This is a genomic window from Bradyrhizobium sp. 190, assembly GCF_023073415.1.
Taxonomy (GTDB): domain Bacteria; phylum Pseudomonadota; class Alphaproteobacteria; order Rhizobiales; family Xanthobacteraceae; genus Bradyrhizobium.
In genome coordinates, this window is record NZ_JADPJL010000005.1 from 470888 (window position 1) to 492089 (window position 21202).

At 62.7% G+C, this 21202-nt stretch carries 25 protein-coding genes and 1 pseudogene; 9 read left to right on the top strand and 17 right to left on the bottom strand.

Annotated elements, in window-relative coordinates; genetic code table 11:
- Positions 1 to 37: 37 nt before the first annotated feature.
- The 5 genes from IVB22_RS03495 to IVB22_RS03515 form a co-directional block, all read right to left on the bottom strand.
- Positions 38 to 1159, bottom strand: a complete 1122-nt coding sequence (locus tag IVB22_RS03495) for a TRAP transporter substrate-binding protein (RefSeq protein WP_308200348.1) — start codon at positions 1157 to 1159, stop codon at positions 38 to 40.
- Positions 1160 to 1288: 129 nt separating this feature from the next.
- Positions 1289 to 1798, bottom strand: a complete 510-nt coding sequence (locus IVB22_RS03500) for a dihydrofolate reductase (RefSeq protein WP_247515973.1) — start codon at positions 1796 to 1798, stop codon at positions 1289 to 1291.
- Between the two features lie 65 nt (positions 1799 to 1863).
- Positions 1864 to 2808 carry a polysaccharide deacetylase family protein gene (locus tag IVB22_RS03505; protein WP_247515905.1) on the bottom strand — a complete coding sequence of 315 codons (945 nt, stop codon included), beginning with the start codon at positions 2806 to 2808 and terminating at the stop codon, positions 1864 to 1866.
- Positions 2809 to 2963: 155 nt separating this feature from the next.
- Entirely contained in the window at positions 2964 to 3536 is a 573-nt protein-coding gene (locus IVB22_RS03510; protein WP_247515906.1) for a glutathione peroxidase, read from the bottom strand.
- A gap of 131 nt (positions 3537 to 3667) precedes the next feature.
- On the bottom strand, positions 3668 to 5368 hold the full coding sequence (locus tag IVB22_RS03515; RefSeq protein WP_247515907.1) for a L,D-transpeptidase: 1701 nt from the start codon (positions 5366 to 5368) through the stop codon (positions 3668 to 3670).
- A 345-nt stretch (positions 5369 to 5713) separates the two neighbouring features.
- On the opposite strand from IVB22_RS03515, the gene IVB22_RS03520 reads away from it, so the two are divergent.
- Positions 5714 to 6262 carry a CreA family protein gene (locus IVB22_RS03520; protein ID WP_247515908.1) on the top strand — a complete coding sequence of 183 codons (549 nt, stop codon included), beginning with the start codon at positions 5714 to 5716 and terminating at the stop codon, positions 6260 to 6262.
- Positions 6263 to 6320: 58 nt separating this feature from the next.
- Here IVB22_RS03520 and IVB22_RS03525 read toward each other — a convergent pair whose 3' ends face one another.
- On the bottom strand, positions 6321 to 6569 hold the full coding sequence (locus tag IVB22_RS03525; protein ID WP_247515909.1) for a hypothetical protein: 249 nt from the start codon (positions 6567 to 6569) through the stop codon (positions 6321 to 6323).
- 385 nt (positions 6570 to 6954) lie between these two features.
- Here IVB22_RS03525 and IVB22_RS03530 point away from each other — a divergent pair, with 385 nt between their 5' ends.
- The 3 genes from IVB22_RS03530 (at position 6955) to IVB22_RS03540 (ending at position 8225) form a co-directional block, all read left to right on the top strand.
- Positions 6955 to 7116: a hypothetical protein gene (locus tag IVB22_RS03530; RefSeq protein WP_247515910.1), complete on the top strand. Its 162-nt coding sequence runs from the start codon at positions 6955 to 6957 to the stop codon at positions 7114 to 7116.
- Positions 7117 to 7161: 45 nt separating this feature from the next.
- Entirely contained in the window at positions 7162 to 7566 is a 405-nt protein-coding gene (locus tag IVB22_RS03535) for a hypothetical protein (protein WP_247515911.1), read from the top strand.
- A gap of 209 nt (positions 7567 to 7775) precedes the next feature.
- Complete coding sequence (locus IVB22_RS03540) at positions 7776 to 8225, top strand: ester cyclase (RefSeq protein WP_247515912.1); 450 nt, start codon at positions 7776 to 7778, stop codon at positions 8223 to 8225.
- Between the two features lie 16 nt (positions 8226 to 8241).
- Here the strand turns inward: IVB22_RS03540 and IVB22_RS03545 are convergent, their stop codons facing one another.
- From IVB22_RS03545 to IVB22_RS03555, 3 genes are all read right to left on the bottom strand, one after another.
- Entirely contained in the window at positions 8242 to 8502 is a 261-nt protein-coding gene (locus tag IVB22_RS03545; protein ID WP_247515913.1) for a DUF6719 family protein, read from the bottom strand.
- A gap of 11 nt (positions 8503 to 8513) precedes the next feature.
- A complete protein-coding gene (locus tag IVB22_RS03550; protein ID WP_247515914.1) occupies positions 8514 to 8666 on the bottom strand; it encodes a hypothetical protein in 153 nt (50 codons plus the stop codon).
- Between the two features lie 86 nt (positions 8667 to 8752).
- Positions 8753 to 10255, bottom strand: coding sequence for a PLP-dependent aminotransferase family protein (locus IVB22_RS03555; RefSeq protein WP_247515915.1), 1503 nt, complete (start codon positions 10253 to 10255; stop codon positions 8753 to 8755).
- A 75-nt stretch (positions 10256 to 10330) separates the two neighbouring features.
- Here IVB22_RS03555 and IVB22_RS03560 point away from each other — a divergent pair, with 75 nt between their 5' ends.
- The gene (locus tag IVB22_RS03560; RefSeq protein ID WP_247515916.1) at positions 10331 to 11056 is read left to right on the top strand and encodes a pyridoxamine 5'-phosphate oxidase family protein; all 726 of its coding nucleotides are present in this window, start codon (positions 10331 to 10333) and stop codon (positions 11054 to 11056) included.
- Between the two features lie 56 nt (positions 11057 to 11112).
- A pseudogene (locus tag IVB22_RS03565) lies at positions 11113 to 12389 on the top strand (ArgE/DapE family deacylase).
- 140 nt (positions 12390 to 12529) lie between these two features.
- On the opposite strand, the gene IVB22_RS03570 reads toward IVB22_RS03565, so the two are convergent.
- Complete coding sequence (locus IVB22_RS03570) at positions 12530 to 13309, bottom strand: cobalamin-binding protein (protein WP_247515917.1); 780 nt, start codon at positions 13307 to 13309, stop codon at positions 12530 to 12532.
- A 124-nt stretch (positions 13310 to 13433) separates the two neighbouring features.
- On the opposite strand from IVB22_RS03570, the gene IVB22_RS03575 reads away from it, so the two are divergent.
- Positions 13434 to 13832 (top strand): PaaI family thioesterase, encoded by a 399-nt coding sequence (locus IVB22_RS03575; protein ID WP_247515918.1) that lies wholly within the window; start codon positions 13434 to 13436, stop codon positions 13830 to 13832.
- 2 nt (positions 13833 to 13834) lie between these two features.
- Here IVB22_RS03575 and IVB22_RS03580 read toward each other — a convergent pair whose 3' ends face one another.
- From IVB22_RS03580 to IVB22_RS03590, 3 genes are all read right to left on the bottom strand, one after another.
- Positions 13835 to 14884 carry a phenylacetaldoxime dehydratase family protein gene (locus IVB22_RS03580; protein WP_247515919.1) on the bottom strand — a complete coding sequence of 350 codons (1050 nt, stop codon included), beginning with the start codon at positions 14882 to 14884 and terminating at the stop codon, positions 13835 to 13837.
- Positions 14885 to 14912: 28 nt separating this feature from the next.
- Positions 14913 to 15926: a carbon-nitrogen hydrolase family protein gene (locus IVB22_RS03585; RefSeq protein WP_247515920.1), complete on the bottom strand. Its 1014-nt coding sequence runs from the start codon at positions 15924 to 15926 to the stop codon at positions 14913 to 14915.
- A gap of 164 nt (positions 15927 to 16090) precedes the next feature.
- Entirely contained in the window at positions 16091 to 17044 is a 954-nt protein-coding gene (locus IVB22_RS03590) for a helix-turn-helix domain-containing protein (protein WP_247515921.1), read from the bottom strand.
- Between the two features lie 259 nt (positions 17045 to 17303).
- On the opposite strand from IVB22_RS03590, the gene IVB22_RS03595 reads away from it, so the two are divergent.
- Positions 17304 to 17924 carry a GNAT family N-acetyltransferase gene (locus tag IVB22_RS03595; protein WP_247515922.1) on the top strand — a complete coding sequence of 207 codons (621 nt, stop codon included), beginning with the start codon at positions 17304 to 17306 and terminating at the stop codon, positions 17922 to 17924.
- Positions 17925 to 17990: 66 nt separating this feature from the next.
- Here the strand turns inward: IVB22_RS03595 and IVB22_RS03600 are convergent, their stop codons facing one another.
- From IVB22_RS03600 to IVB22_RS03610, 3 genes are all read right to left on the bottom strand, one after another.
- Positions 17991 to 18293: a hypothetical protein gene (locus IVB22_RS03600; protein WP_247515923.1), complete on the bottom strand. Its 303-nt coding sequence runs from the start codon at positions 18291 to 18293 to the stop codon at positions 17991 to 17993.
- Positions 18294 to 18382: 89 nt separating this feature from the next.
- Positions 18383 to 18682, bottom strand: coding sequence for a putative quinol monooxygenase (locus IVB22_RS03605; RefSeq protein ID WP_247515924.1), 300 nt, complete (start codon positions 18680 to 18682; stop codon positions 18383 to 18385).
- Positions 18683 to 18703: 21 nt separating this feature from the next.
- Positions 18704 to 19390 carry a DUF2161 domain-containing phosphodiesterase gene (locus IVB22_RS03610; RefSeq protein WP_247515925.1) on the bottom strand — a complete coding sequence of 229 codons (687 nt, stop codon included), beginning with the start codon at positions 19388 to 19390 and terminating at the stop codon, positions 18704 to 18706.
- A 252-nt stretch (positions 19391 to 19642) separates the two neighbouring features.
- Between IVB22_RS03610 and IVB22_RS03615 the strand changes: the two genes are divergently transcribed.
- Positions 19643 to 20296 (top strand): hypothetical protein, encoded by a 654-nt coding sequence (locus IVB22_RS03615; protein ID WP_247515926.1) that lies wholly within the window; start codon positions 19643 to 19645, stop codon positions 20294 to 20296.
- On the opposite strand, the gene fabG is transcribed toward IVB22_RS03615, so the two are convergent.
- Positions 20293 to 20973, bottom strand: a complete 681-nt coding sequence (fabG, locus tag IVB22_RS03620) for a 3-oxoacyl-ACP reductase FabG (RefSeq protein WP_247515927.1) — start codon at positions 20971 to 20973, stop codon at positions 20293 to 20295. The two genes, IVB22_RS03615 and fabG, sit on opposite strands and share 4 nt — an antisense overlap.
- Between the last annotated feature and the right edge of the window lie 229 nt (positions 20974 to 21202).

Sequence of the window (21202 nt, forward strand, 5' to 3'; positions counted from 1 at the left end):
CGGCGGTTCGGACGCCAGCAGCTCCGCTACAGAGAGATCACTTCTTGGTTAGATAGATCTTGTTCTTCCAGTAGTACTCGCCCGCGAAGTTGTAGGGCGGGAACCAGGAGAGCTTGAAGGGCACGATCTGTTCGGCATAGGCCTTCTGGCTGTCGATGACTTTCCTGTAGAAGGGGTTCTTTGCCGCGTGCTCGGTCTGGATCTTCTCCCACTCGTCGAGGAAGTTCTTCAGGATCTCGTCGGGTGTACGATGCATCTGGACGCCCGCCTTGATCAGGTCCTGGCAAGCCTGCGCCGTTTCGCGATTCAGGGCGAAGTTGCGCTGTGTCGTGGCATAGACGCTCGCCACCTTGATGATCTCCTGCAAATCCGGAGTGAGCTTCTTCCAGACGTCACCATTGATCATCAACTGGCCGCCGGTAACGGGCTCGTGCATGCCCGGCGTATAGTAGTGTTTGGCGACCTGGTGCAGACCGAGCTTCTTGTCTTCCTCGCAGTTAATCCACTCGGCGCCCTCGATCACGCCGCGCTCCATCGCCGGCACGATTTCACCGCCGGGAATGGTGACGACCGACACGCCGAGCCTGCCGTAGGTTTCAGCACCGATGCCGTAGATCCGGTACTTCAAACCCTTGAGGTCGCTAAGGCTGTTGATCTCCTTCTTGAACCAGCCCATTCCCTGCGGGTAGTCGGTCGGGATCGGGAAGCCGACGACGTTCAGCTTGAGAACGTCGCGATAGAACTCGTCGAGCAGCTTCATGCCGCCGCCGTCATAGTACCAGGCCCAGTAGTCCGAGCCGTCCATGCCGTACAGCGGACCATGCGACATCGGTATCGTCGCGGTGTTGCGGCCGAGGATGTAGCCGAACGGGCCCATGCCGACGTCGAGAACGTTCTTGGAAGTCGCGTCGAAAACCTCGAACGCGGGCACGATCGCTCCCGCCGGGAGCGTTTCGATCTTGAGACGTCCGGCCGTCATTTTTTCGACGGTCTCGGCCCAAAGTTTGAAGATCAGGTGGAAATTCGAGGATGCTGGGTGGGTCGACTGACCCTTTAGAACTAGCGGTTTTTCTGTCGTCTGAGCATTAACCGGCTGAGCGAAGACGGTGACCATTGCAAGAGTCACCGCTGCAACCATGGTTGAAGCGTACCTCAACATGTTGTGGTCCTCCCGATGATGACATGTGTCTTTTTTTCTTTTCAGGGTGGAACCGCGTCCGCGTGCTGTCAAGCGATCTCTGGCGGAGGCTGGCTTATGCCGAGGCTGATTGTACGAAAGGATTAAGCTCTAAGGGCTGCGCCGCCACGGCGTGACGGTGACATCATGCACTGCATCAAGCATCCGCACGTCGCCGCCGCGCAGTCCTTGCGCGGCGAGGATTTCCTGCGGCGTGCGGGCAGGGACACCGGGAAAGCAAGGCTCGCCGCCGGGCAGGCGAACATGCGGCGCGACCGAGAGCCAGAACGCGTCGTAGCGGTCCATGAACATGCCGAACACGCCGGGGCCGCCAATGATCGCAACAGTGCCGTCACGCATACCTGCATGTGCGCAGGCAGCTTCGAAGGTCGCGCCGGCGGGATTCCACAACGTGGCGTTTGGATTGGATGGATCGGGTGCGATCGCGTCGACCGTCCGCGTCAGGATGACGCGCCTGCGCCGCGGCGAGTTCGGCTGGTCCTCATAGGAATTGCGGCCGTGCAGGATCAGGTCGGCGCGATCGAGGGCGGCGGTGAAAAACGCCTTGTCGCCCTCGAACTTCAACTCGTCAGGCATGACATTGCGCGCGTCGGCCAGCATGCCGTCCGCGGAGACGATGACATAGCCTTCGATACGCAGCGCCGGCACGCTTGTCTCGCCTGGTGTTATTCCGAAATCGTCTGTACGACGCTGGACACCGGGCGCGAGCTCACCGTCGGCAGCTTCAGGTCCTTGACGATGTCTTCGTCATATTGCGCGATGGTCTGTATCGGCGCCTTGGCCCGCATCGCAACCACCTTGTAGCCGCCGGCCTTCAGCTGCTTCAGGATCTCGGGCAGGGCTTCCGCGGTGTGCTTCTGGAAGTCGTGCATCAGGATGATGCCCTTGCCGTTCTTCTCGACCTTGCGCATCACGTTGTCGATGATCGTCTGCGACTTGCTCGCCTTGAAGTCGAAGGAATCGAGGTCGCAGGAGAAGATCCCGATGTTACGGGTGCCGAGATAGGTCACCATCTCGGGTGGATGCTGCAGCGCCGGGAAACGGAAGAACGGCGCCGGCGACTTGCCCCCGAGCGCCCACTTCACGGCGCTGAAACCTTTTTCGATCTCATCCTTGCGCTGTTGCTCGCTGAGCTTCTTGTTGACGAGGGCGGCATGCGACCAGGTGTGCGATCCGATGGCATGGCCGGCCGCCATCACCTGCCTGAGAATTTCGGGATAATACGTCGCGTGCTTGCCGATCGGGAAGAAGATGCCGGTGGTGCATTCTTCCGCCAGCGTCTTCAAGACCGCAGGCGTATTCACCGGCCATGGGCCGTCGTCAAAGGTCAACACCACTTCCTTGTCGCGAAGGAAGTCGAGCTCCTTGAAATGTTCGAAGCCGAAACCGGGGCCGCCCGTGGTGTCGATCTCGACGGTGCGGCCGATACCGAGCGCGTTGGGATTGTTGCAGGGCGGACGGGTCGAGACAGGCACCGGCGGCGGGGCTGGCGCCGGTGCAGCCTGCGGAGCAGCCGCCGCGCCCCTGGCGGGTGGCACCTGCGACCATGCCGCGCTTGATGCCAACAGCGAAACCGCGCCTGCAAAGATCATCCCTGCCCCAACACGCATCTTGTTTTCCTTAAATTTGAATCCCGCACCCGGTCGCGGCGCTGCCGCCGTCCGGTCTGCTTCCATTCCCGAAGCACATAGTAGCCTAGTTGGAGCAGGCGCGCCAACGCAACCGCTGCGGTTACCCCAGCCGATTTGTCACCGGACAGGTTAATTCAGGAAGCGGCGAGTGCCCGCGCGATGGCGGTCTTCACCCGTGTATCCACGGGGTTGACGGATTCCGGGAAGACGTCGGCGATATAGCCGTCGCGGCCGATCAGGTATTTGTGGAAGTTCCAGCGTGGAACATCCTTAGGTCGAGCCTCCGCCGCCCATTTGTAGAACGGATGCGCGTTCGGTCCCTTCACGACGGCCTTCGCGGCGATCGGAAAGGCGACGCGGTGGTTCTGCGCGGTCGCGGTGATTTCGGCCGCGCCGCCCGGCTCCTGGCCGCCGAAATCGTTGGAGGGGATGCCGATGATCATCAGGCCGCGGTCGTGAAACTCGGTCCACAATTCCTGCAGTCCGCCATACTGTGGGGTGAAGCCGCAGAGCGAAGCGGTGTTGACGATCAGGATCGGCCGGCCGGCAAGTTCGGAAAGCCTGATATCGCCGCCGGCCAATCCCGGAAACGAAAACGCGTAAGCCGTGATCCGGCTCATGCCGGCCTGCGCCCGGGATTGCCTGTTCGAGGCGACGGCTGCGATCGCGGCCAGCGCCGCCGATATCACGCTCCTGCGGTCCATCATGAAAAGCCTCGATGAAAAGATTCGCCCTGCGGTTCAACCGCGCAAATCATAGCGCAACCCGCGGCCCGCTGCGCCTCAACAAGCCGTTATGGGTGCCGGTTCGCGTAAAGAAAACGCGTCAGAGGAAGAGATTAGCGCAGCGGGACGATAAAGTCGGTGCCTTCGCCGGTTTCGCCACCCTGGTTGATGCCGTGATCGGACACCACGATCGAACTGCCGGTGGTCAGCACTTCGGCGATCCGCGCCATCGCTTCGGGAGCGACGGTGATGCGGTCCAGCGCCTCGGCGGGGCTGTTCGGCGCTGGCAACGGTTTGGCCGCGGCAATGGCTCCGCCGGCCATCTTGCGCCGTCGGACAGCGCGATCGTCCTCGTCAGTCCGAGCCGCGTTGCGGGCCGTGACCGGCAGCGAGACCACCGACCAGCGCAACAGATTGGGATCTTTCTTGTCGGTTTCGGCGGTGAAGACGTGCGTACCCAGCTGCCGGTCGCTCGGCGCTATGGTTATCGGAACGTCGAACTGCGGCTTGAAGCTCTCGCGGACGTACAGCTTGGAATCCTTGCGGCTCACGAACACCGCAATCTGGCCGGGGCGCCTGGGTGGTTCGGCCTTAACAGCCTTTTCGGCGCCGGGCAGACGCGCCGTATCCTTCTTCACGTCAGGTGCAACGGCCGGTGCGTCGGCGATCGCCTTGGCGGGCTTTTCGGCCGCCTTGGATTCAGCCTCCCTGGATTCGAGAGTCTTGGATTCGAGAGTCTTGGCTTCCTCGACCTTCGGCGCTTCCGTCTTGGCTGGCGCCGCATTGGCAATCGCTGCGGTGGGAACCTCGGCGTGCACCTCGTCGGATTTCGGTTGCGAGCTGGCTTCGATTTTCGCCTCGACGGGCTTGTCCTCGGCCTTCATGCTTTCGCTTGCGGAGACTTCCGTCCTCGTGAGTTCGCCGGCATCAGTTGCGATGGCTGCTGGCCCGGATTTCGGCGCGTCGGCGTTGGCTCCCGTATTCGACATATCGCCGGCAGCATGGGCTCCGGCTGCTGAAGGCATTGCATCTGACACGACAGCGTTGATCGCGCTGCCGGCATCTGCGGTGTGGGTCTGTTCGCGTAACGGCGCCGCGTGCCCGACGGTCGATCGGAGATCGAGGCCTGCCTCCGAATTCGCAGGCTTGATCGCACCGCCTGCGTCGGCGCCCTTGTCGCCTTTCACCGCGGGCGCGTCGGTCGAGGGATCGTCGGCGAGGAGGGGCTGCGGCACGACCTTCTGCGCCATCAGCAACGGATGCGAGAAATTGGCCGGCGTGATCTGGCCGGGTGTGATAACGACCCGCGCGCCCATCCTGGTCCAATTCCACATCTTCATGGCGAACGCCGTCGGCATGCGGATGCAGCCGTGCGATGCCGGATAGCCGGGCAATACCCCGGCATGCATCGCGATACCCGACCAGGTGATGCGCTGCATGTAAGGCATCGGCGCGCCGCTGTAGATGTTGGAGCGGTGCATCTTGTGCTTCTGGATGATGCTGAACACGCCCATCGGGGTCGAATGACCCTTCATGCCCGTCGACACCGGGCTTTCCGCGAACAACCCGTTGGCGTCGTAGACGCGGACCTTCTGCTGTTCGATCGAGACCGCGATGATCAACGGCCCTTGCGGCTTGGCGTTGGTCTCCTTGATGGCCTTCTCGGTCTTGGCTGACGGCCGGCGCGCCTTTGGCTTGCGCGGCTGCACCATTGGCACGGGCCGGTAGTAGCCGGGGTCGGAGTCCTGCCAGTAGAACATGGTGGCGGCGTCTGCCTGGGAAGCCGTGGCAACGGAGCCGGCCACGGTCAACATCGCAATTTGCCAAAATCGCTGCTTGGAAATAGTCGCGCCCGTAATACTCGCACTAAGAACTCGATGCTCGCTCACGCGCATAATCCCCAAATCCAGGTACTCGAATCTACAGTCTAGCTAATCCGTTTGTTGTCGCAGAGGCGAAAAGCGTTCACCAGCGTAGGCCTTATAATTTCAGCGATTTTCGCTCTGATCGTAGCAAAAAAGCCTCACATTCCGTTAAACGGCGCCCGGTCAATCGGACGCCACCCGTACGGCGGTACTGAGGCCTCCAAGCCCGCTAGTGGCCTTCCCGTTCGGCATTGCAGCACTACATAGGCGACGTGCCCTTCAGCGGAGATATCAATGACATCCAAGGCCATCGTTAAGTGTGACAAGAAGTGGGAAATTCTGGCCTTGGTGGTGCTGGCGCTGACGTTGTGGCAGGCAGGGCCGGCGTCGGCCGCGGACGAGCCCGATCTGATCTTTCGCCGCTCGACCGTTTTCAAGTGGCTGAGCCCGAACGACAAGCTGGCGACCTACGCCGTCGACGACCCCGAGGTCGAGGGGGTGGCCTGTCACTTCACGGTGCCGGAAAAGGGCGGCTTCAAGGGCTGGCTTGGCCTTGCCGAGGAGGTCTCGGATATTTCGCTGGCGTGCCGCCAGATCGGCCCCATCAAGTTCAAGCACAAGTTTGAGCAGGGCGACGACATGTTCCGCCAGCGCCGCTCGCTGTTCTTCAAGAAGATGCAGATCGTTCGCGGCTGCGACACCAAACGCAACGTGCTGGTCTACATGGTCTATTCGGACCGGCTGATCGAAGGTTCACCCAAAAACTCGACGTCCTCGGTTCCGATCATGCCTTGGGGGGCTACCGATGTCGCTGTTCAGAAATGCGGTGAATTCATCCAGTAAGTCCGATGCCACCCAGCATCCGAGATCGGATCCGGGATCCGAGATGAGGGTTTTGGGCTTACCGTTTGACCGGATTGGAATATTGGCGGGCCTCCAGACCGGGTCCGGCCTTGCGCTCACGGCAACCGACCAGATGCACGAATTTTTGCGGTGCTGAGACATTGCCGCGAAATTCGCTGCCTTGCTGAGACATCGCGCCACAAGGGCTCACGGGATGCTCTGAACTGCCAGACACATTTTCAACTGCCGGCCGGCCGGGTTTGCGGGTCGGGGTGTCATTGCCAACATCGATGTTGCCACTGCCCACGACGGCTATCCTTTGTTGAGGAAGGGGTGACCAACGCACAAGCACACGCAAAGTTGCGCGGCGTTCGTTGAGTCGGCCGGACCGAGGCTTGGGTTCATCCGATCGGCCGGTGAACGAGGCCGTCCGCGTCGATGAGAGGAGGGCCAAAGCGGCCCGAATAGCCGGCTTCCAGCGTTCAGCCTGAGCGTCTGAAGTGGGGGCGTCACGGCTGAATTCATTGAATTTTTCCGGCTATTGTTTCGTCCGCTCGAACCGACGAAACAATTCTCCTGTGCGACGAAACCATTTTGCGTTTTTGGCGCAGATGTCCGGAAACAGCCGATGGCTATCACGTGGTCAACGAGACGGCGGGCGCTGCCGGCCACGGATAACCGGAGACAGTCAGATGCGGACCCTCAGCTTCATCCTCGCCTTCGCCTTCATCCTGGCGGGTCCCTCGATGGCTGGTTCCTCTGACCAGGGCCTGCCGGGCGTCGGTACCTTCGCCTATAATGGCTCGCCGGTTGCGACCCCGGCGTCCCAGCCGATGGTCGTGGCTGCCAACTGAGCGGTTGCGGACGTTTCACAAGAAGATCGCCGATAAAGGCCCTGCATGTTCGTACGCATCTGTTCTTCTGTAATCCTGTCGTTCTTCCTTCTTGGCGGCTCGGCGCAGGCGCAAGTCCAACTCCAGTTTCAGGCGCCGCAGACCTCATTCCGTTCCCTGTTCAAGGTGCCCGATCCGCGCGGTGAGTTCGTCCGCCTCTGCGCACCGCATATGGTCGGACGCTGGGCGAATCCCGAAAGCGTTTGCGGCTGTCTGCACGACTACGCCGCCGCGACCGTGGAAGATGCTGACCTGCGCGAAGCGCTGCTGCGCGGCATCAGCGAGACCGGCGTGCCGACCATCGAAACCGCGTGGGTGCCGCCGTCGAAGCAGTCCCAGATTGGCCCGACCTTCACCAAGATCGCCAAGCCGACACTGCAATGCATGTTCGAGCCGGCGACGAACCAGTAAATTCGGCGCGGCTACCCGGTTTGCGCGCGTGCCAACTGGTTTTACGACGAGAGCATCCCGGGGTCGGATCGTTCAGCCACCTCGACAGCATCCTGCACCAATACACGCTGAAGAAGGCGGCTTCGCCGCTGCCACTGCCAGGCTCGCCATGGTGACGGAAGCTGGTAGGATAAGTTCGGCATCAAGACCGGTTGCGCAAAGGAGCTGTCATGCGATCTCTTCTCATCGGCCTGATCGGCCTGTTGTCGCTGGCCATAACTCCGGCATCTGCCGCCGACCCAACGACGCAGGAAGCCAACAAGAAGGCCGTGCTCGAATTCTACGATGCGGCGCTCAACCGGAAGGACTTTGACGCCGCCGCGAAGTTTTTCGGGCCGCATTACATCCAGCACAACCCGACGGCGCCGGACGGTATCGAAGGCTTCAAGGCGTTCCTCGGCTTCCTGCGGGAGAAATTCCCGGACTCGCGGAGCGAGATCAAGCGCGCTTTTGCGGACGGTGACTACGTGATTGTCCACGTCCACAGCGTCCGCGAGAAGGGCACGCGCGGCCGTGCGATCGTCGACATTTTCAGGCTCGAGAACGGCAAGATTGTCGAACACTGGGACGTTGTGCAGGAGATTCCGGAGAAAGCCGCCAACACCAACGGCATGTTCTAGGCCCGGGGAGATCCCGCTAACGCTTCTTCGTCCCCAGCCTCTGAATGCACTGGCGGGTACGGAGCACGCCTGACGTCGTCATCTGCGAGCCCTTGACCTCCTTGATCTGTCCGGCTGGGCAAGATCCATCGTCGACCAGCACGCGTTGACCGAGCCGCAGGTCCATAATGTCCTGCTCGCGCGAAACCACCTGCGCGAAGGCGGGCGTTGCGATCAGCCACAGGGCAAGGCTGGCGGCCAGGGCAAGGCATCGGGATTCGGCCTTCGTGAGCGACAAAGCGGTCTCCCTTACTTGCTCTGGATCTTCAGCCCGCCGGGGCCGACATTGATCTGCAGGCCCTCGGGTTCCTGCTTGGCTTTATAGAGATTGAAGCTGAGCACGCCGACCGCGACGATCAACACGCCGATGACGAGATACAAAACGTTGCGATTGCCGGGCATCCGGTGCTTCCGCCGTGAGATTGAATCAGGCGTTGAGCTTAGTGACGCGGCGGCGATTCTGATAGGGCGCTACCCTGGTGGAACGGTCAGGTCACAGCCTTCGACCGTTTGACTCTCCCGGTTCCACTTGCGTTCGGTTTGCGGCTTGCCCGCAAGGCAGCCAGCGATGACTTCGCCAGCCGTTCGGCCGACGCGATTAGTTGCGGCAGGGGGTGGCCGGCAAAGCCGAGGACGAATCCCGGCAGCGGGCGCGCGCGAAAATAGGTTTCCGCCAGTAGCCAACCGGCGACGCCAGCCTCCGTCTTTGCCTTGGCGGCCACCAGCGGATCGGTCGATGGATCGAACCGCGCGACCAGGTGCAGGCCCTGCGAGGGCACCGGCACCGTGAGAAGCCCGTCCGATGCCACCGACAAAGTCGAAGCCAGCACGTCACGCGCTTCGCGATAGATTCCGCGCACCTTGCGCAGATTTGCCGCGAACGCCCCGGAATTGAGCATGTCCGCCACCGCGCCTTCGAGCAACGTGCCGGGAAAGCGGTCGAGCGCGGCGCGGGCTGTCGTCACCGGCCCGACCAGCCGTTCGGGCAGCGCGCAGTAGCCGATGCGCAATCCCGGAAACAGCGTCTTTGCGAACGTGCCCATGTAGATGACGCGCGAGAGGTGATCGATACCGGCGAGCGACAGCAATGGCGCGCTGTCGTATCGAAATTCGCTGTCGTAATCGTCCTCGATCACGAAGGCGCCGGCATCCCTTGCCCAGTCGAGCAATTCGAGCCGTCGCGTCATTGACATCTGTACGCCGAGCGGAAACTGGTGCGACGGTGTCACATAGGCCGCGCCCGCCAGCGGCGCGAGGGCCCGGCCTTTGGCAACGATCATGCCTGAGGCGTCGACCGGCACGGCGACGGGGCGCAGGCCATAATGCCCGATCGCTCTTCTCGCCGCGGGATAGCCAGGATCCTCGCACCAGATTTGATCGCCGGGCTTGAGGATCGCGCCCAGCACGATCCGCAAGCTATGCTGCGTTCCCGACGCCAGCATGATCTGGTCCGGATCGCAGCGCAGCCCGCGCGCCGACAGCAAATGATCGGCAATCGCGGCGCGCAGCTCGCGGCTTCCCCTGGGGTCGCCGTACTGCAGGTGCTCGTTGCCGAAGGCGCGCATGCGCCGGCCGGCAAACGACCTGAAGCGCTGCAGCGCCCTTTCATCGATATGCGTGCAGCCGAGCGCCAGCGGGCCTTGCTGCGGCGCCTCGATCGCGATCCTGGTCTTGCGCGCGTCGTTGACGCGGGCGGGAATGCGCGCGGCGACGAATGTGCCGGAGCCGATGGTGGCGACCGCAAAGCCGTCCGCGATCAACCGCTCATAGGCCGAGGTGACGGCGTTGCGGCGAAAACCGGTCTGTTTTGCCAGCGTGCGCGACGGCGGCAGCGGCTCGCCGGGTTTTGCGATCCCGCCCGTTATGGCGTGGCAGAGCGCCTGATAGAGCCGGTGCTGCGACGAGGCGCCTTGGGTGATGTGCGGCCCGCCAAGGTCGAGCGCAAACTCGGGCTTGCGCCGCGACGGAGAATTGGTCGGAATTTTTCGCATGGAATTGGCACTATCGCAGACCAAATTCGCCGGTACAACCTTCCTGACCACCCGCCAATTCCGACAGGAGCCATCGTGACCGAAGGCGAGACCACCGACGCATACCCGCTATCGTCGCGAAACCAGGTGAAGCGCCGCCATGATCGCGGCTTTTACGATCACGCCACGGTCCATGGCCTGCTGGATGCCTCGATGCTGTGCCACGTTTCCTATGTGATCGACGGCCAGCCCTATTGCACGCCGACTTTCTTCTGGCGGGAGGGAAGCAGATTGTACTGGCACGGCAGCAGCGCCAGCCGCATGCTGAGGAACCAGTCGGATGGCCAAAAGGCTTGTCTGACCGTTGCGCATCTCGACAGCCTGGTGCTGGCGAGGTGCGGCTTCAATCATTCGGCGGACTATCGCGCCGTGATGGCCTTCGGCACTGCTTACCTCGTCACCGATGAGGGCGAGAAGGAGCGCGCGCTGGTCGCCATGGTCGACCGGTTCTTTCCCGATCGGACCGCGAGCCTGCGGCAAAGCACGGCGCAGGAGATCAAGGCGACGTCAGTGATTGCGATGGAGATCGAGCAGGCGTCCGCCAAGATCAGGTCGAAGGGCGTAGCCGACGACGACGAGGATTACGAATTGCCCATTTATGCCGAGCGCATTCCGGTGCGCACGGTGCTGGGCGCGCCGGAACCCTGTCCGCGGCTTCTCGATGGCGTCGAGCGCCCGGCGTCGCTGCACGGCTATTCGCAAGGCCGCCTGCTCGAAGATGCATTGCGGGATGCGCATTTTGCGCATTACGCCGGCGGCTGAGATCGGGGTAGGGTGCGCACTCCCGATCTCTTTGAATTCTCGACCGGAGCCGCCGCATGACGACCGATACGCAACAGAAAATCCTCGACGCCGTCGATGCCGGCTTTGACGCGCAACTGGCAACGACGCGGGATTTCGTCGCGATCCCCTCGACCCGCGGCGCCGAGGGGCCATGCCAGGACATGATCGGCGATCTCCTGCGGCAGCGCGGCTATGAAGTCGACGACTGGCATATCGACGTCGAGGATTTGAAGGATCTGCGCGGTTTTGGTCCGATCGAGCATGATTTCTCCAAGGCGCGGACCGTGGTCGGCACCTACCGGCCCTCGAACAATGCCGGCAAATCGCTGATCCTGCAGGGCCACTGCGATGTCGTTCCAGCAGGCCCCTCGACATGTGGGAGACGCCGCCATTCGCGCCGGTCATCAAGGACGGCAAGATGTATGGCCGTGGCGCCTGCGACATGAAATCCGGCACCATCGGCGCACTCTATGCGCTGGATGCGATCAAGGCTGCAGGGCTGAAGCCGACTGCGCGCATCCACTTCCAGTCGGTGATCGAGGAAGAGTCCACCGGCGTCGGCGCGCTCTCGACCTTGCAGCGCGGCTACCGCGCGGACGCCTGCTTCATCCCGGAGCCGACCGGCGAGACGATGGTGCGCTCGCAGGTCGGCGTGATCTGGTTTCGCCTGAAGGTGCGCGGTTTTCCCGTGCATGTGTTCGAGGCCGGTGCCGGTGCCAACGCGATCATGGCGGCTTACCATCTGATCCATTCTTTGCAGAAGCTCGAAGAAGAGTGGAACGAGCGCGCCAAGAAGGACCGTCACTTCAAGGCGGTCGCCCATCCGCTCAACTTCAACCCCGGCATCATCAAGGGCGGCGACTGGGCCTCCAGCGTGCCGGCCTGGTGCGACGTAGATTGCCGCATCGCGGTGCTGCCGGGCTGGTCGATCGCCGAATGCCAGAAGGAGATTTTGGCCTGCGTGTCGGCGGCCGCGCGTGACCATCGCTTTCTCTCCAACAACCCGCCGCAGGTGGAATGGTCGGGCTTCCTGTCGGAGGGTTATGAGTTGACGAATTCCGCCGAGCCGGAAGCCGCGTTTGCAAAAGCGTTTGGCGCGGTCTATGGCGGCACGGTGTCGGACCGCGCGTTCACCGCGCTGACCGATACGCGTTTCTACGGCCTAAACTACAACATCCCGAGCCTCTGCTTCGGCGCGACGGGGGCGGCGATGCATGGCTTCAACGAATATGTCGACCTGGAGCCGCTGCGGAAATCGACCAAGGCGACCGCGCTGTTCATCGCGGAATGGTGCGGGGTGGAGAAGGTGTAGCTCGTTCTCTCGTCGTCCCTGCGAACGCAGGGACCCATAACCACCGGCTTCAATTGTCTTGAGATGACGTCTGCCGTTCTGCCTTATCGATAGATCACGCGGTATGGGTCCCTGCGTTCGCAGGGACGACGGCTAGATTGTCACCCCCACAACGCCTTCACAATCGCATCCAACCCGTCCGTCAGCGCGGCTGGTCCCGGCTGCAGGATGATCGTCGACTTGATCTCCACAATGCGGTTGTTCTTCACCGCCGGGATCTCGCTCCAACCCGGACGCTGCCGGATGCGATCCGGCACGACCTTCTTGCCGCACCAGGAGGCGAGGATCACGTCGGGAGCGGTCTCGCGCACGACTTCAGGCGAAATGATCCGGTCCTTGGCCGCCTGCTGAAGCCGCAGTTTCGGTAGCGCGTCCTCGCCGCCGGCGATCTCGATCAGTTCGGATACCCAGCCGATGCCGGAAATCAACGGATCGTCCCATTCCTCGAAATAGACTTTTGGCTTGGGCTGTGGCCGGGGCGTTGCCGCGATACGCGCGAGGCGCTGTTCAAGACCGCTCGCGAGTTGATCAGCACGTTCCGCCGCACCGATGATGGCGCCGAGCGTGCGGATCATCGCGAAGATGCCGGCGATATCGCGCTGGTTGAAGACGTGGATGGCGACGCCCGCGCGCACCAGGTCGGCGACGATGCCGGCCTGCAGGTCGGAGAAGGCCAGCACGAGATCGGGCTCGAGCGCGAGAATTTTCGGAATGTCCGCGGAGATGAAGGCGGAAACCCGCGGCTTTTCGCGGCGGACCTGCGGCGGCCGCACCGCATAGCCGGACACGCCGACGATGCGGTCCTGCTCGCCGAGCAAATACAGCGTCTCCACGGTCTCTTCGGTGAGGCAGACGATCCGGCGGGGCGGGAACTGGCGCATGGCGACGATATGCCGAATTAACAGGGCATTGTCACGGCAGCCATTACCTCAGAGGTCATTGCCTGATTTACCAGCACCATCCATTCTGTCTGAGAAATCGCTTCAAGGAAAAGCCGGAGGACGAATGACGCCGCTCGAGAAAATCCAGTCGATGAAGATGCCGTTTGCCGAACTGAAGGGGGTGACCTTCACGGAAGCCGGAATGGATCGGGTGGTGGCGAAGATGCTGGTGCGGCCGGATCTCTGCACGCTGCGGAACACGATTCACGGTGGCGCGATCATGGCTTTCGCGGATTCGGTTGGCGCTGCGGCGACCGTCATCAACCTGCCTGAGGACGCCAAGGGCACCACGACGATCGAGAGCAAGACCAACTTCATCGGCGGTGCCAAGGAAGGGTCTACGGTGATCGCCACTGCAACCCCGGTGCATCGGGGCCGCCGCACCCAGGTTTGGCAGACGCGGCTGGAGACCGAGGACGGTAAACTCGTGGCGATTGTGACCCAGACCCAGATGGTGCTGTAGCTTCAGCTCGCCTCCACCGTCTGCACGGCGTTCAGCATCCCGGTTTGCGGATGACAATCCACATATTCGAAAAGCTGTTCGTCGGCGCGGGCGACGGTGACTTCGTGGTAGAGCCGCAGTTTTGCGGCCGGCCCCAGCGTAGACAGATACTTCATGGCGGCGCCGAATATCCTGACGTGGGTCGGGTGCGATTCAGCCCAGCGTTCGAGCGCTGACAGGCTTTTCCACCAGCTCATGCCGTAGGATTTTTCGGTAGCCGCGCCGTCGCGGCCGACGACGGTCATGTAACGGTTGGCGTAGCAGCCGATCGAGCGTCCCTGGTCGCGCAGGAAATCCATGCCTTCGCGCAGCACCGGCTCGACATCGCCGAGGTACATCTTGCGCTCAGTGGTTTCGGTATCGCCCCAATCCTGGCCCGACCGGATCAGGCAGAGGTTGTCATGCGGGATGATGCGGATGCGGGCGCCGTCGCGGATCGCGCGCGCGGCGCCTGAAGGCGCCATCTCGCTGGTTTGCGACAACGGGATACGATCGCGCATGCCGCCCCAGTAGGCGTGCTCCAAAACCTCGCCGCTCATGCCGTCGGCGAGAACGGCGACGCCTTCGGGCCTTCCAAGCGAAGAGAACAGCGTCTCATATCCCTCCACGGATGGATAAAGCGCTTCGATGAAGGTCCCGAACCCGTTGTTGGTCCGCTGGTTGCCGGTCCAGCGCTCGCGTGCGGCCGGAAACCAGCGGTCGAATTTTTGCCGGTCGTCCCAATAGGCCACCGTGACGACGTTGTTGAAACCGGCCTCGTCGACATAGCCCGCGCGGTCCCAATGCGATGGACCATCCGAGTTGGCGAAATCCGAGGCGATCCGCGTCAACGCCTGTTCTGCAGCGGCCGGGAGCGCGCCGCGGGATTGGATGCCGAAATAGGCCATCACCACCCGCGTCACGCTTGGCTTGTGCCGCGCCACGAAGGACGGATAGGGCGGGGCATAATCGTCGCCGACCCGGCGGTGACGCGTTCGCGCGGTTTGCAGATGCTCAGGGATTGCGGATTCCATCGGCCTGCTCCTTCGGAATTGAAGCGCGTCAGGCCTGCAGCCTGATTTCGCTCATGACCTCGGCATCGACGGGAAGCGAGAAATGCTCGACGCGGTTGGCGCGCGTGGTGTTGAGCAACAGCCGCGTGACGTCGGGCCGCGAATAATGCCCGGCCGGATCGGCGGCGTTCTTCGCAACCCCGATCATGCCGAGATTGATATCGGCGTACAGAATGCCTTCCTGGTCGGGCGGCAATTTCTCGGCAAGCGAACTGCCGTCCGGTCCGTAGATGACGGCGTGGCCGCCGCCCGCATGCAGGAAGGCGTGTTTCTCGGGGGAGTCGCAGAGTTCGTCGATCATCGCCTGCGAGACGACAGCGCAAGGGCCTAAGAAGAAGCACGAGCCTTCGACCGCATAGACCTTGCTGGCGGCGTTGTTGACCTCATGGCCGAGCGCATGCGCGAACGGATCGTACAGCGAAAAACTCGGCCAGGCGCCGACATGCACCTGCTCGTTCTGGGCGTACATCGCATACTTGGACAATGGCTGCAGGTGCTCCCAGCAGCACAGCGCGCCGAGCCGTCCGACGTCGGCGCGATCGTGGACCGCGAGGTCGCTGCCGTCGCCTTCGCCGAACACGGTGCGTTCGGCATGGGTCGGGCGCAGTTTCCGGCGCTTGGCGATGGTTTCGCCGTCGGGTCCGATCAGCCATTGCGCGATATAGAGGCTGCCGCCGTCGCGTTCGGACAGCCCGAGCACCGCGGTCAATTTGGCGCGCTTGACGGCTTGGCGGATTTTCTCGGCCTGCGGGCTGTCGAAGGCGAGCGAATTGTCGAAGTAGCGCTGCACAAAGCCGCGGCCGATCGCCCAGGCGGGCGCGCCGAGCCAGATCTGCCACGGGTATCCGGGAATGAAGGTCTCGGGAAACGCGATCAGCTTCGCGCCTTGCGCAGAAGCTTCCTCGATCAGTGCGATGGTCTTGTCCACGGTGGCATCGAGGTCGAGAAAGACCGGCGCCGCCTGAACCACCGCCACCTTGTATTTCTGATGAACCAGACCCATCGCATCGATCCTTTCGCGTTGGAGGCCGACAATCGCCCGGTCGCAAGCCTACAGCCATGGCAACGCGCGCCGCTTGTCTGCAGCGGAACGAAAACTTGTCTTAACGCGCAGATGGACGCCGGATGCCTGTGGCGTGGCAGAAGGAGGGTGCCGAGTGGCAGGCGTTATTGGCGCGGCTGCTCGCGCCATTCACGCGGCGAGACGCCGAACCGCTGCTTGAAGATGCGGCTGAAATGGGCGAGGTCGTTAAAGCCCCACGCGAAGGCGATCTCGCCGATGTGCCGGGCCTGGTAGGCGGGGTCGGCGAGATCGCGCTTGCAGCGCTCCAGCCGCTGCGTCTGCACGTAGCCGCGGAACGAGGTCTGTTCGGCGGCCATCAAATCGCTGGCGTAACGCGGCGAGATTCCTGTCGCCGCCGCAGCGCGCGGCAGCGATAGTTCGGGATCGGCGAGATGCGTCAGGATATGATTCTTGAGGCGATAGAGCAGCGCCGACCGGTGGACCGACTGGTCCGGCAAGCGCGCGTGCAGTCTGTCGGCAAGCGTCATCGCGAGCAGGTCGAGGACCTGGTCGAGCAGGCGGCTTGCGGCTGCGGGATCGACCAGCTCGATCGTCCTGCTCACATTGCGCGCGAAATCATAGGTCAGCCGTTCGAGCGGACGATCACCGGCGAACGTGGTCGCGGTCAAACTATCGAACGAGCCGACGCGCTGTTGCAGCAGCTTGCGCGGCATCTGGAAGATGGTCTGCGAAAAGCTGTCGTCAAAGCGCAGCTCGTAGGGGCGGGTGGTGTCGTATAGAACGAATTGTCCAGCGGAGACGATCGCTTCGCGGCCGTCCTGGTAGACGCCGTTCACGCCGTGATTGCCCAGCGCCATCAGCACGTAATCTTCGCTGGCGCGGGCTATTCGCGACGGCGTGCGAAATACCCGCTGCGCGGTGGAATCGACCTGCGTGAGCGAAACCTGCCCGATTCTGGATTGCGACACCGCACCCCAAAACGCGCCGCGCATGTCCGATTTGCAGTCGAGGCCGACGAAAGTGTCGCAGACGATGTCCTGCCACACCGCAAGCCGGCGTTGCGGAAGGCACGAACTCGTGTCGAGCACGACAGCCACGACGGACCTCCACGAATCATCCGAGCGTTCTCTAAGACCTTGGCTCGTTCAGAAATAAGCAATCCCCGTGCCCAATCTGCGCCGGGCGGCCAACCTTAACAATTGGTTAATAAGAGTGCCGCTAAGCTGCTGCAATTGCTGCCATTATTTAAGGCAGTATACGGACAATCCGGGCTTGAATTCCATGCTGCGATGCACAATATAAGTGGTCTAGGGATTCGACGCCTCCTCGAGGGCTTCTCTCAGAGGAGTTTTGGATATGTACCTCACCCATATTGCGGCCGCGCTTGCCAACTCTAGCGTGCGCACGCTGAGCCAGCAGGAAGAATTGCCGCTGTTGCGCGATCACCTGCTGCGGCTCGACCGCACCAGCCGCCATGACCGTTTCCATGGCTTCATGGACGACAGCTTCATCGAGCGCTACGCCGAGAAATGCGCCAATGACGGCACGGTCATCATTGCCTTCTTCGAGAATGGCGTGGTTCGGGGTGCGGCGGAGCTGCATCCGCCGGACCAGTCACCGGATTCGCTCCCCGAGATCGCCTTCAGCGTCGAAGCGTCGGTGCGCCGCCGGGGCGTCGGCAGCATCCTGTTCCGCAAGCTGATCACGGTGGCGCGTGCCAAGGGCTACAAGAGCCTGCGGATCACCACCGGCGCGCAGAATGAGGCGATGCGGGCGCTCGCCAACAAGTTCGGCGCACAGCTGGTGTTCCGCCATGGCGAATCCACCGGCATCATCGACCTGACGAAACAGGATCAGACAGAGCTCGCGACCAGCTGGGCGGACAGCACGCTGAATGCCGCGCGCACGGTCGCGAATTTCAACCGCGCCTATTGGCGGATGCTGTTTCGGATGTATGGCTGGGGCCGCGCCGCCTGAGCAGCGCGTTAAATCAGGGCAATTCGCTGACGTTGGATCCAGCGAATTGCCCAAGACTTTGATTGTTCAGGTACCGGTGCGCTTGTCGTTGCCAAAACGCCTGATAACGCGGCGCTCGACCACGACGGCGCGCTGGGCGCCTTGCTCGCCCGCGATGATGCGGGTGGCCGATCGCGCTACCGCGCGGCCGGTCTTCTTCACTTCAGCCAGCACTTCCTCGTAGGGCAGGCCTATCAGCGCGGCGGCGATTTCTGCCTGTTGCTGCTGATCGTCGGTGATCCCCACCGCGGCGAAGATTGCCTCCTCCAGCGTCGGCGGATCCCGCCGCACGCGCCGTGTGCCGTATTTCGTGTTCCAGTCTTCGCTCATCGGGGCCTCGCAATCTGATTGCGGGAGATACCTAGGTGCCCCAATGCTGCATTGCAATATCAATTTCGCGTGGCAATACAGCCATGCACCTACAATTTCTCAAGTCTGGTAGCCTCATACAGTTCGATGGTGGTGGCCTGATCGGCCAGCTTTTGCAGCGATCGCACGAACTCACGCGAGGCGGGGACCGCAAAATGGGCCAATAGGGCGGCGCGATCGGCCCATTGCTCGAAAAACACCAGCCGCAACGGATTTTCGCAATCGACATGCACGGCGTGGGAAATGCAGCCAGGCTCGGTGCGCGAGCGACGGACATGCTCGAGACTCAGTTTCCGTACCTCGTCAAAACTGTCCGCACGCGCGGTCACGCTGCCGGTCACCACGATCATGATACCCTCCCGTTCTCGCCGTCATGGCGCGGAATTGCCAGCGGCGGTCAGGTCCAGCGGCTGCTGCGGCCAGCGTTTCAGGGCGGCATGTCCGGCATCGGTCAGCACGTAGATGCCGCGCTCGGCGCGGTCGAACCAGCCATAGACGTTGTGCAGCAGGATTTTTCCGGCGTCGGGAAGCTCGGTCCGCAGATCCTTAACGCGCCGCGGCCCGCCTGACAGCGCCGAGGCGCAAGCCAGCGCCTGCTGCCGATAAGCCGTCATGATCGGCGTGCGCGTCGAGCCGCCCAGGACAGGATCTCCCTTGCGCTTCTGGTGCTCCGCGACCAACCGCGACCGCTTTTTGGGATTGCGGCGAGGGGCTGCCGTCGCGGGCTGGACGATCACCTCGACGTCGCCCGTGTTGGTGACCGCCAGCATGCCAAAACCAAGCCGGCGGCAGAGATTGCGATACCGCGCGTCGCTCTCGCGGCCCTTGCCGCGGGCAGATAATTTGGCCGCAAGCCAGACCTCGTCGGCGGCGCCCGCGCGATCGACCGCCTGCAGGATCAGTTCCAGATTGAAGGCAAGCTTCAGCTCGCCGATCACCACGATCGGCGGGTCGTCGCCGCTCAGCGCCACCAGGTCGCAGCCCCCGACCTCGCCCTTGACGGTGAAGCCGAGCTTTTCGAGGAAGCGTTTGACAGGAAGATAAAGCGCGGTTTCCAAAATGGGCTCCGGCGGCGCGTGCAGCCGCGACTCAGTGTCCGGACTTTAGCCGAATTCCGGCAAAGCGTTTGATCGGGTGGTGCGCTCGCGGCTATTCTGCGCTCCGGGGACAAGGCCAAAGGCAATTGAGGGAACCCGCGAACCAGTGTTCGCGGGCCAATCGGCGTTGCCGGATATCGAAACGAGTAGGGCGTGCTGCAAGGACTGTACAAATTTAGTTTTATAACCGGGCGCGGAACGGGGTGCGGCGTGATGTTCGCCACCGAAAGCGGCCGGCTTTATGGCGGCGATTCCGGCTCTTCCTTTGCCGGCAGTTTCACCTCGGCTGATGGCGTCATTTCTGCCGAGGTTACGATGTCGCGTCACAATCACGATCCCAATTACGTTCCGATGTTTGACGTCGACCACATCGTCTTGAGTTTCACGGGCGTGCCTCACGGAGAGGAAATTCATTTCGAGGGTGGCAGCGCCGCGTTGCCGGGCGTCGGCTTCAAGACGATTCTAACCCGGATCAATGATTCCGACGCGCCGCCGCCCGGTGCGGTCGGCCCTGACGGGATTGGCAACGGGCTCTATTCCATCCACATCCGCATGCTCGACGGCATCGACGCCGGCAACACCGGTGTCATGATGCTGCAAGACGGACGCATCAGGGGCGGCGACGCGTTCTTCGACTATATCGGGGCCTACTCGGCGGCGAACGGCAGATGGAAAGGCGAACTCATCAACCGCGAGCATACGTCCGCCAGAGCGGAGCGGCCGCTGTTCAGCGGGCACGAAGTCGGCATCGGTTTTTCCGGCACGTACGATAGCGATGGCGCGGAAGGCGAAGCCACCGCGCTCGCCGGCAAGCGCAGCATCCGCTTCAAGGCGGTGCTGCGAAAGCTGGTGGAGGTTGAGGACTAAACCCTCCCGTTCACCGGCAGCAGCGCGCCGGTGACGGCGCTGGCCGCGTCGCTGGCGAGGAAGAGGATCACGTCGGCCAACTCCTTCGGCGTCACCCATTTGGCGAAATCGGCTTTGGGCATGCTGGCGCGGTTGGCCGCGGTGTCGATGATCGACGGTAGCACGGCGTTGACCGTGATCTTGCCCTTGAGTTCAGTGGCAAGCGCCTCGGTGAGGCGATGGACGCCGGCCTTGGAGGCGGCGTAGGCGCCCATGCCGGCGCCTGCCTGCAGCGCGCCCATCGCGCCGATATTGACGATGCGCCCAGTGCCCGACGAGATGAGATGCGGGATCGCCGCGCGCGATGCGTTGAGCGCGGTCATGACGTTGAGCGCGTACATCCGCTGCCAGGTTTTGGGATCGCCGTCGGCTACCGTCTCGAAGGCGAAGCCGCCGGCGATGTTGATCAGCGCGTCGAGCTTGCCGAAATGCGTCGCGGCGACGTCGATGGACTTTCTGGCCGCTGCCGCGTCGGTGAGATCGACGCCGCCGAGTTCGAACAGATCCGCCGTGGCCGGCACTTGCGTCGGGGCGTGGTCGACGCTTGCAATCCTGGCGCCGCGCGCCAGCGCTTCATCCACGACGACCCGGCCGAGCGCACCCAGCGCGCCCGTCACGACAATGACTTTTCCGTCCATGTAGGGCCTCCGCCTGCCGGGAACGGGAGCGCACTCTATCAGGAGTTTTTCGCTCGCAATGCGGCGAATTTCTGCATGGAACGATCTGTCTCACGCTCCCAAATTGCCGCGGGCCGCGCCGATCCGGAGGAAGCGAATTACGTAAGACCACGGAATCGGGCGGAATCGATAAAATTTGCCGGAGTTCTGTAAGCCGTTTTCAGAATCCGTTCGGTACAACCGGATGACC

What these genes read in the sequence shown, in the direction of transcription:
- IVB22_RS03495 (WP_308200348.1), bottom strand. Translation starts at nt 1,159, where the DNA reads ATGTTGAGGTACGCTTCAACCATGGTTGCAGCGGTGACTCTTGCAATG.
- IVB22_RS03500 (WP_247515973.1), bottom strand. Translation starts at nt 1,798, where the DNA reads ATGCTGGCCGACGCGCGCAATGTCATGCCTGACGAGTTGAAGTTCGAG.
- IVB22_RS03505 (WP_247515905.1), bottom strand. Translation starts at nt 2,808, where the DNA reads ATGCGTGTTGGGGCAGGGATGATCTTTGCAGGCGCGGTTTCGCTGTTG.
- IVB22_RS03510 (WP_247515906.1), bottom strand. Translation starts at nt 3,536, where the DNA reads ATGATGGACCGCAGGAGCGTGATATCGGCGGCGCTGGCCGCGATCGCA.
- IVB22_RS03515 (WP_247515907.1), bottom strand. Translation starts at nt 5,368, where the DNA reads ATGTTGACCGTGGCCGGCTCCGTTGCCACGGCTTCCCAGGCAGACGCC.
- IVB22_RS03520 (WP_247515908.1), top strand. Translation starts at nt 5,714, where the DNA reads ATGACATCCAAGGCCATCGTTAAGTGTGACAAGAAGTGGGAAATTCTG.
- IVB22_RS03530 (WP_247515910.1), top strand. Translation starts at nt 6,955, where the DNA reads ATGCGGACCCTCAGCTTCATCCTCGCCTTCGCCTTCATCCTGGCGGGT.
- IVB22_RS03535 (WP_247515911.1), top strand. Translation starts at nt 7,162, where the DNA reads ATGTTCGTACGCATCTGTTCTTCTGTAATCCTGTCGTTCTTCCTTCTT.
- IVB22_RS03540 (WP_247515912.1), top strand. Translation starts at nt 7,776, where the DNA reads ATGCGATCTCTTCTCATCGGCCTGATCGGCCTGTTGTCGCTGGCCATA.
- IVB22_RS03550 (WP_247515914.1), bottom strand. Translation starts at nt 8,666, where the DNA reads ATGCCCGGCAATCGCAACGTTTTGTATCTCGTCATCGGCGTGTTGATC.
- IVB22_RS03555 (WP_247515915.1), bottom strand. Translation starts at nt 10,255, where the DNA reads ATGCGAAAAATTCCGACCAATTCTCCGTCGCGGCGCAAGCCCGAGTTT.
- IVB22_RS03570 (WP_247515917.1), bottom strand. Translation starts at nt 13,309, where the DNA reads ATGCGCCAGTTCCCGCCCCGCCGGATCGTCTGCCTCACCGAAGAGACC.
- IVB22_RS03575 (WP_247515918.1), top strand. Translation starts at nt 13,434, where the DNA reads ATGACGCCGCTCGAGAAAATCCAGTCGATGAAGATGCCGTTTGCCGAA.
- IVB22_RS03580 (WP_247515919.1), bottom strand. Translation starts at nt 14,884, where the DNA reads ATGGAATCCGCAATCCCTGAGCATCTGCAAACCGCGCGAACGCGTCAC.
- IVB22_RS03585 (WP_247515920.1), bottom strand. Translation starts at nt 15,926, where the DNA reads ATGGGTCTGGTTCATCAGAAATACAAGGTGGCGGTGGTTCAGGCGGCG.
- IVB22_RS03595 (WP_247515922.1), top strand. Translation starts at nt 17,304, where the DNA reads ATGTACCTCACCCATATTGCGGCCGCGCTTGCCAACTCTAGCGTGCGC.
- IVB22_RS03600 (WP_247515923.1), bottom strand. Translation starts at nt 18,293, where the DNA reads ATGAGCGAAGACTGGAACACGAAATACGGCACACGGCGCGTGCGGCGG.
- IVB22_RS03605 (WP_247515924.1), bottom strand. Translation starts at nt 18,682, where the DNA reads ATGATCGTGGTGACCGGCAGCGTGACCGCGCGTGCGGACAGTTTTGAC.
- IVB22_RS03615 (WP_247515926.1), top strand. Translation starts at nt 19,643, where the DNA reads ATGTTCGCCACCGAAAGCGGCCGGCTTTATGGCGGCGATTCCGGCTCT.
- fabG (WP_247515927.1), bottom strand. Translation starts at nt 20,973, where the DNA reads ATGGACGGAAAAGTCATTGTCGTGACGGGCGCGCTGGGTGCGCTCGGC.